The following is a 6,898-nucleotide window of genomic DNA, read 5'->3' as shown; positions in this document are numbered from 1 at the left end:
GATGTTTTCCATCTGCGCGAAGATGCCTTCCCGCATGTTGCACATGCTCGCCGTCACCACGCGTTCAACCTCCGTCTCCCCTGGAGCGGCGACATATGGCGCTACGTTGGGCGCCGTGTCCGGCGCTGCGTTGTTGGTCATGAATGCATCCTGCCCCACAACCGAAACGCACGTCAATCCTTTGGCATTGAAACCAAATGTGAACGAGACAGAAGTAGCAGTCCGGAGAGCCATGGTCCTACACAGGGAACACCAATGGGTACGTGGTGACGCAGTTACCATGCAAGCCTTCCCGGCAACAGGCCGCGACATCCATGCCTGCTACGGGTGACTACTGTTGCCCGCAAACCATGAACTCACCTAGCATCACCCGCATGATCCCCATGAAACTTCACACACCTTTGCGTATTCTGGTTGCCGCGTTCACGGCAGTATTGCTGGCCAGTTGTGCCGCAGCGCCCGGTTCTACCGCGCTATCGCAAGCCGCTGCACCGCGTCCCAAACTCGTTGTCTTCCTGGTAGTAGACGGGCTGCCGCAGCGCCAGGTGCTGGACTACCGCGACCAGCTCGCGCCCGATGGCCTGGCACGCTTCCTTGACCGCGGCGCCTGGTTCGCCAACGCGCATTACGGCCATGCCTTTACCGTCACCGCGGCCGGCCACGCCACCATGCTCACAGGCGCTTATCCGCATCGCACCGGCATCATCGGCAACGACTGGCGCGACCCCATCACCGCAGAGCCGGTGTACTGCACGGGTGACACCACGGCCACTTACATCGGCCACCAGACCAACGCGCTCGACGGCACCAGCCCGAAGAACCTCAAGGCGGAAACGGTGGGTGACGTGCTGCGGCGGGTAGACAGCCGCTCTAAAGTGATCGGCATCTCCGGCAAAGACCGCGGCGCCATTCTGCCCGCCGGCAAAACCGGCACGGCCTATATGTACATGGGCGCCACAGGGCAGTTTGCATCCAGCACGCATTACATGGCCGCGCACCCGGGCTGGGTCAATGCCTTTAACGGCCAGAAGCTGGCCGACCGCTATTTCAAGACTGAATGGAAAGCCGTGCTGCCTGAGGCCGCCTATGCGCGCTCGGTGCCCGACCAGCAAAAATGGTTTGGCCCCGCCGGTGGCGGTTTGCCTGCCATGTACGGAGCGCCCGACGACACGGCGCCCGGCCCGCGGTTTTACAGCTCGTTGCTGCGTGGTCCTTTTGTCGATGCCATGTCGCTGGAGTTTGCCCGCGCGGCCATTGCCGGCGAGCAGCTGGGGCAGGACGACATTCCCGACATTCTGTCGGTCAGCCTGTCGGGCCACGACTACGTGAACCACGCTTTCAGCGCCGAGTCGCGCCTGTCGCACGACCACCTGCTGCAACTCGACCGCATGCTGCAGGCCTTCTTCCAGGACCTGGACGCCCGCGTCGGCAAAGACAACTACCTCGTCATGCTGACGGCCGATCACGGCTTCATGCCGTCACCTGACTACCTCGCCAGCCAGGGCCGTGAGGCCGGTCGCGTCAACAGCAGCCAGGTGCTGTGGCGTGTCAACACCGGCCTGGAAAAACGGTTTGGCGAAGGCAAATGGACGGCGGGGTTCTCCGGCTCCAGCTTGCTGTTCGACAAAAAACTCATCGCGCAAAAGCAGGCAGACCCGAATGCCCTGGCAGAAGAAGCCCGCACCCTGCTGCTGGCAGAGCCCGGCTTTGCCGCGGCCTATACCCGCCGCGAACTGGCAAGCGCAAGCCGTGCCGGTGCGCCATTTTTCGACCAGATCCGAAAATCCTGGCACGCCGATGTATCGGGCGACGTGCAGTATTCACTCAAGCCCGGCTGGATGTTCGGCAACACGGTCGCCACCCACGGTTCCCCGCATCCGTATGACACGCAAGTGCCCATCCTGATGTACGGCCCCGCCTGGATAAAGCCCGGCCGCGTCGATGCACGTGTAGAAGTGGTGGACATCGCGCCCACGCTGTCACGCCTGCTGCGCATTGCGCCGCCTTCCGCGGCCGAAGGCAAGCTGTTGCCTCTACAGGGGCTATAGCGCCTTGACCGGTACACACAGCCAGCAGCTGAAGTTTCCCGTTTTCGGGTCCATTACAAAGTCTTCTTCATACAACTCCAGCGCCGGTTTATTGTCCGGCTGGTAGCCGCTTTGCGGCAGCCACTCGGCAAACATGTGCGTCCAGGCTTCGTGCACCTCGTTGCCCGGCTTGCCGGTGAAGCGGCCGCAGGCGTAGCGCCCGCCGCCAAAGTTTTGCACGCCTGTCTCGCCTTGCGGTTTGAAGGCCTCGTTCACTTCAATGCAGGCGTCGTAGCGGCACTTGTCGGCGGGCGTGATCTCGGGGTTGTCCTGGCTGATGCCGTACATCCTGGGGCGCGGGTTCATGTGGCCGTGCTGGCCGCACCAGGCGACAAAGCGTTGCCATAGCTGCGCCACCTGGTCGCCATAAGGGCCGGTATTGCGCATGTAAGCCAGGCGCATGGCAGGAATGGTCTTCAGTTCAATGTGCATGTTCAAGCCTCTTTCAGATAAAACCGGCCCCACGGGCCAGAGGGTTCTATCTTTAAACAGCGCCATGATGGAGTCTTGATTCGGCTTGTGATGGGCTTGATGATTCTTGCCATGTTCAAGCACGTGGCGCGTTGCCCACTCACGCCAGTCGCCACGCCGCCAGGCCGTGGGCGTTGTGCCGAAGTGGGCGCGAAAGGCCCGGCTGAAGACCTCGGCCGACGCAAAGCCTGTGTCAAGCGCCACCTGCAGCGCGGTCTGCTGCGTAAATATCAGGCGCTGCGCCGCCGACTCCAGCCGCAGGCGGCGCACACAGTCGGCCAGGGTTTCGCCCGTGACCGCCTGGAACACGCGGTGAAAGTGCCAGGGTGAAAAGTGCGCCACATCGGCCAGCGTTTGCAGGTCCAGCGTGCCGTCCAGGTTGGCACTGACGTGGTCTACCACCCGGTTGATGCGGGCGATGTAGGTATGCTGGTGCGGGTTGGGCGCGAGCTCTTGCGTCTGGGTCAAAGGCATGCCGGCAAGTCTAGCGCCAGCGGCCCCGTGTTGCTGTGGCTAGCCCGCTTTGCGTATCGTGCCCTGCGCTGCTGCGCACAAGATGCGCTCCTTCCCGCGTAGCACAAAAATATCGCATCGGCACACCGCCTGCGTCTTGCCGCTGCCTACCACCGTGGCCACGGCCAGCAGGCGCTCGGCATCTTTGGCCGGGCGCAGGTAGTTGATCTTGAACTCTGACGTGACAGAGTCGCCCAGCACCGAGCCCCCCGCAAACGTGAGCGCGTTGTCTGCCAAGTAAGACAACACACCGCCATGCACAAAGCCGTGCTGCTGCAAGAGGCCAGGCACCACAGGCACCGACAGCTCCGCGCCGCCGGGCGCAAAGGCATCCAGCTGCGCGTTCAGCATCGCGCTGAAGGGCTGTTGCCCCAGCACCTGACGGCCCCAGGCCAGCAAGTCAGCGGGCATGCTGGCTGCGCGAAAACGGCGGGGTCAACCGCCTGCCGCCCGACACCAGCCAGCGCAGCAGGCGTATGTAGGCCGGCCAGGGCACCTGCCGTGGCTCATTGCCCAGCGAGAGCTGCGCCTGCGACAGCACGTCTTCCACGCAGACGTCGTGCAGGGGGCCAATCACCAGCGGCCACAAGAGCAGGCCAGTGYCGCGTGTGTTCATCTCAATGCGGTGCTCCAGCACGCAATGCGCGGGCGTGGCCTCAAGCACCTCAAAACCGTGCCAGCCGTCAAAGCCCGCCGGTGCGGTCAGGCGAAACCGCACCGACTGGCCCGGCGTATAGGCTTCCACCACATAGCGGATAGGCCCATGCCCACCGATGGCGCCCACGGCCAGCGGCCTGTCGAACTTCAGGCGCGGCCATGCCTTTCCGGGCCACAGCGTATCGGCCGATGAGCCCAGCGCATCGATCAGCGCGCCTACCTGCTGCGGGCTGGCATGCAGCAAACGTTGATGAACATTGACAACTTTCATGCAGGTACTCCTTGTTGAAGTCGGGAAGGTGTTTCAGGGGGCTACGGCCATCCAGGCGGCGTGTTCCAGTGCGGCCCGCACTTTGGGTGTGACGGCCGGGGTGGGCTGGCTGACCCAGCMCTGCGTAAGCGACATCGCCGGTGAAAACATCAGCGCCATCCACAGGTGAAAAGGCATGGCCCGCATCTCGCCGGCCTCCACCTGCTGCGCTACCCAAGCCTTCAGCGTGGCAAAGGCCTGCTCATTGGCCGCGTCGATCTCGGCGCCGCCTGCCATGTCACCGCCGCGCCGCAGCGTGTGCAGCAGCCGTGCCTGGTCGGGGTGTTGCAGCACCCACTGGATGTACGCGCGCATCAGGCCCTTGACGCCGGCCTGGGCCGAGGCCTTGCCGCTGATGGGCTGCATTAGCGCCGCATGGAAATCGCGCAGCGTGTGCGCATACAGCGCATCGGCCAGCTGTGCCTTGGTGGGAAAGTGGTGGTACAGGCTGCCGTTGCTCACGCCCGCCTCCTGGCGAACCATGTCCATCGAGGCCGCCGTGAAGCCGTGTTCGAGAAACACCTTGGTGGCGGCGTCCAGCAGGCGCTCCCGGGTGGAGAGGGTGGCAGCGGCAGGGGGTGTGGCAGAACTCATGACTAGAGTATTACTCTAGATTGATGCTCTGTCAACTTCCCTGCGACCGCAGGGCAACCGGCAGGCCAGGCCGCAGGAAACCTGCGCGCAAATTGGCGACAATACAAAACAGAAAGCGAGACCCCCATGCCACTGCAATTTGCCGACCGCCTCAACAACGTTGAAACCTCCGCCATCCGCGAACTCTTTAAATTGCTGGGCAAGCCCGGCATCGTCAGCTTTGCCGGCGGTTTTCCGGACCCCGCCATGTTCGACGTGGCCGGCATCCAGGAGGCCAGCAACAAGGCCCTGAACGAAGAACCCGGCGGCACGCTGCAATACGGCRCCACCGAAGGCTACGGCCCGCTGCGCGAACAGCTCAGCGCCTTCATGGCCACCAAGGGCGCCAAAGACGTCGCCCCCGAAAACCTCATCGTCACCACCGGCAGCCAGCAGGCGCTTGATTTGCTGGGCAAAACCATGATCTCCCCCGGCGACAAGGTCATCGTTGAAGGCCCCACCTTCCTCGCCACCATCCAGTGTTTTCGCCTGTACGGCGCAGAACTCATCAGCGCACCGATTGATGCCAACGGCGTCAAAACCGACGAGCTCGAACAACTCATCGCCCAGCACAAGCCCAAGTTCGTCTACCTGATTCCCACCTTCGGCAATCCCAGCGGCGCGCTGCTCAGCCTGGAGCGCCGCAAGAAAGTGCTCGAGATGGCCGTCAAATACCAGACGCTGATCGTCGAAGACGACCCCTACGGCGACCTCTACTTTGGCGAGGCACCACCACCCTCGCTGCTGGCGCTGAGCGCCGGCGTGCCTGGCAGCCCCGAGCTGCTGGCGCACTGCGGCTCACTCAGCAAGGTGCTGAGCCCCGGCCTGCGCGTGGGCTGGATGATCGCCCCCGCCGAGCTGCTGGCGAAAGCCACCATGTGCAAGCAGTTCAGCGACGCCCACACCAGCACCTTCGCCCAGGCCACCGCTGCCCAATACCTCAAGGCCGGCCGCATGCCCGCTACGCTGACGCATGTGCGCAAGGTGTATGGCGAACGCGCCAACGCCATGGGCGCGGCGCTCAAGCGCGAGCTCGGTGACGCGATTGAATTCACCCAGCCGCAAGGCGGCTTGTTCTTCTGGGCACGCCTGACGGGCGCGGGCGGCAAAAGCAAAGACGCCGGCGAGTTCGCCAAAAAAGCGATTGAACAGCTCGTGGCCTTTGTGCCCGGCGCGCCGTTCTACGCCAGCAACCCGGACCTGGCCACGCTGCGGCTGAGCTTTGCCACGGCGGATGTGGCGAAGATTGAAGAGGGTGTGGCGCGGCTGGGCAAGGCCTTGTGACCACCGGCGAATAGATGATCTGCCCGGGCAAGTTCACGCAAACACGTGACCACCGTTGAGCGGAATCACGGCTACGCAAACATTTATTTCAATCCCGTTCTTTTTTTCGAAAGCTTTTATGCGCCTCGTCCGCCTTGTCCTGCCCGTTTGCGTGGCCCTTTTTCTCGCCGCTTGCGGCGCCACTTCCGCTGTAAAACTTTCACCCAAACTGGCAGTGCAGGCGCCTGAGACCACCGGCTTCCGGTTTGTCGATGACCGTGCCGCTGAAACGCGTGTCTCCAGGGCTGTAGACAACAATGGCGGCTTCAACAACTATTTTGGTGACGACAACCTCTCGCCGGACGCACCCGCACTCATGAAGGCCTGGCTGCACAACAACCTGGCAGCCGAACTACAGGGAAGGAAGATCACCTTGAGCGAGTTTGTCGTCAACGTGTACGCTCCCCCTGTCACGTTGAACGAGGCCGGCCTTGCAGCGGCTGGCGGCGGCATATTCACGGCTTTGCTGATCAAGGGCATTGAAAGCTCAAGAAGCGAAAAAGTCGTGCACATCAGCATCCAGGGCATGGTCGATGCCGAGCCATTCTTCGCCATCGGCTCTGAGCGATTCCAGGGCCGGGTCTCAGATGACAATGTGCAGACCACACTGGTCGCCACGCTGGACAAGGTGGTGACCGACGTTCGCCGCGCGGCCGCCGTCAAATAGCAGTTGGAGGCCATGGGTTGAGCGAAGTGACCTGGATAGATTAGAAAAAAGAAAAGTGGGAGTTTATGAACGAAGACCAGCAGGACCCTTTGGCAAACCCCGGGCCACCAGGCGGCGGTATGAACGCAGACGCTTACCCCGCGCCACCCCAATTGCATTGGGCTTTGGTGCTGCTGTTTACGCTCCTCACGCTTGGGGTATTCATGATCGTCTGGATGTTCGTCCAGTCCACCTGGG

7 protein-coding genes are annotated in these 6,898 nt (G+C 62.8%); 3 read left to right on the top strand and 4 right to left on the bottom strand.

The window, feature by feature from the left end; translation table 11 throughout:
• The first annotated feature begins 383 nt into the window (after positions 1 to 383).
• Positions 384 to 2,048 carry an alkaline phosphatase family protein gene (locus AC1D1P_RS10680; RefSeq protein ID WP_477672956.1) on the top strand — a complete coding sequence of 555 codons (1,665 nt, stop codon included), beginning with the start codon at positions 384 to 386 and terminating at the stop codon, positions 2,046 to 2,048.
• On the opposite strand, the gene AC1D1P_RS10675 is transcribed toward AC1D1P_RS10680, so the two are convergent.
• Genes AC1D1P_RS10675 through AC1D1P_RS10660 form a run of 4 tightly spaced genes read right to left on the bottom strand, consistent with a single transcriptional unit; the run spans position 2,043 to position 4,632 of the window.
• Positions 2,043 to 3,032, bottom strand: coding sequence for an AraC family transcriptional regulator (locus tag AC1D1P_RS10675; protein ID WP_477672955.1), 990 nt, complete (start codon positions 3,030 to 3,032; stop codon positions 2,043 to 2,045). The two genes, AC1D1P_RS10680 and AC1D1P_RS10675, sit on opposite strands and share 6 nt — an antisense overlap.
• A gap of 39 nt (positions 3,033 to 3,071) precedes the next feature.
• Positions 3,072 to 3,482: a PaaI family thioesterase gene (locus tag AC1D1P_RS10670; protein WP_477670972.1), complete on the bottom strand. Its 411-nt coding sequence runs from the start codon at positions 3,480 to 3,482 to the stop codon at positions 3,072 to 3,074.
• Complete coding sequence (locus AC1D1P_RS10665; RefSeq protein ID WP_477672954.1) at positions 3,472 to 3,999, bottom strand: SRPBCC family protein; 528 nt, start codon at positions 3,997 to 3,999, stop codon at positions 3,472 to 3,474. The genes AC1D1P_RS10670 and AC1D1P_RS10665 overlap by 11 nt, the downstream gene beginning before the upstream one ends.
• Before the next feature lie 33 nt (positions 4,000 to 4,032).
• Entirely contained in the window at positions 4,033 to 4,632 is a 600-nt protein-coding gene (locus tag AC1D1P_RS10660) for a TetR/AcrR family transcriptional regulator (RefSeq protein ID WP_477672953.1), read from the bottom strand.
• A 132-nt stretch (positions 4,633 to 4,764) separates the two neighbouring features.
• On the opposite strand from AC1D1P_RS10660, the gene AC1D1P_RS10655 reads away from it, so the two are divergent.
• Both AC1D1P_RS10655 and AC1D1P_RS10650 read left to right on the top strand, forming a co-directional pair.
• Entirely contained in the window at positions 4,765 to 5,955 is a 1,191-nt protein-coding gene (locus tag AC1D1P_RS10655; RefSeq protein ID WP_477672957.1) for an aminotransferase-like domain-containing protein, read from the top strand.
• Positions 5,956 to 6,073: 118 nt separating this feature from the next.
• On the top strand, positions 6,074 to 6,661 hold the full coding sequence (locus AC1D1P_RS10650; protein ID WP_477672952.1) for a hypothetical protein: 588 nt from the start codon (positions 6,074 to 6,076) through the stop codon (positions 6,659 to 6,661).
• The last annotated feature ends 237 nt before the right edge of the window (positions 6,662 to 6,898 follow it).

This window comes from Polaromonas sp. P1_E1_2 (assembly GCF_056406035.1).
The sequence above is the reverse complement of the archived record's forward strand: the minus strand, read 5'-3'. Positions and strand labels throughout refer to the sequence as shown.

Coding starts and splice junctions, on each gene's coding strand:
- AC1D1P_RS10675 (WP_477672955.1), bottom strand. CDS start 3,032: ATGCCTTTGACCCAGACGCAAGAGCTCGCGCCCAACCCGCACCAGCAT.
- AC1D1P_RS10680 (WP_477672956.1), top strand. CDS start 384: ATGAAACTTCACACACCTTTGCGTATTCTGGTTGCCGCGTTCACGGCA.
- AC1D1P_RS10670 (WP_477670972.1), bottom strand. CDS start 3,482: ATGCCCGCTGACTTGCTGGCCTGGGGCCGTCAGGTGCTGGGGCAACAG.
- AC1D1P_RS10650 (WP_477672952.1), top strand. CDS start 6,074: ATGCGCCTCGTCCGCCTTGTCCTGCCCGTTTGCGTGGCCCTTTTTCTC.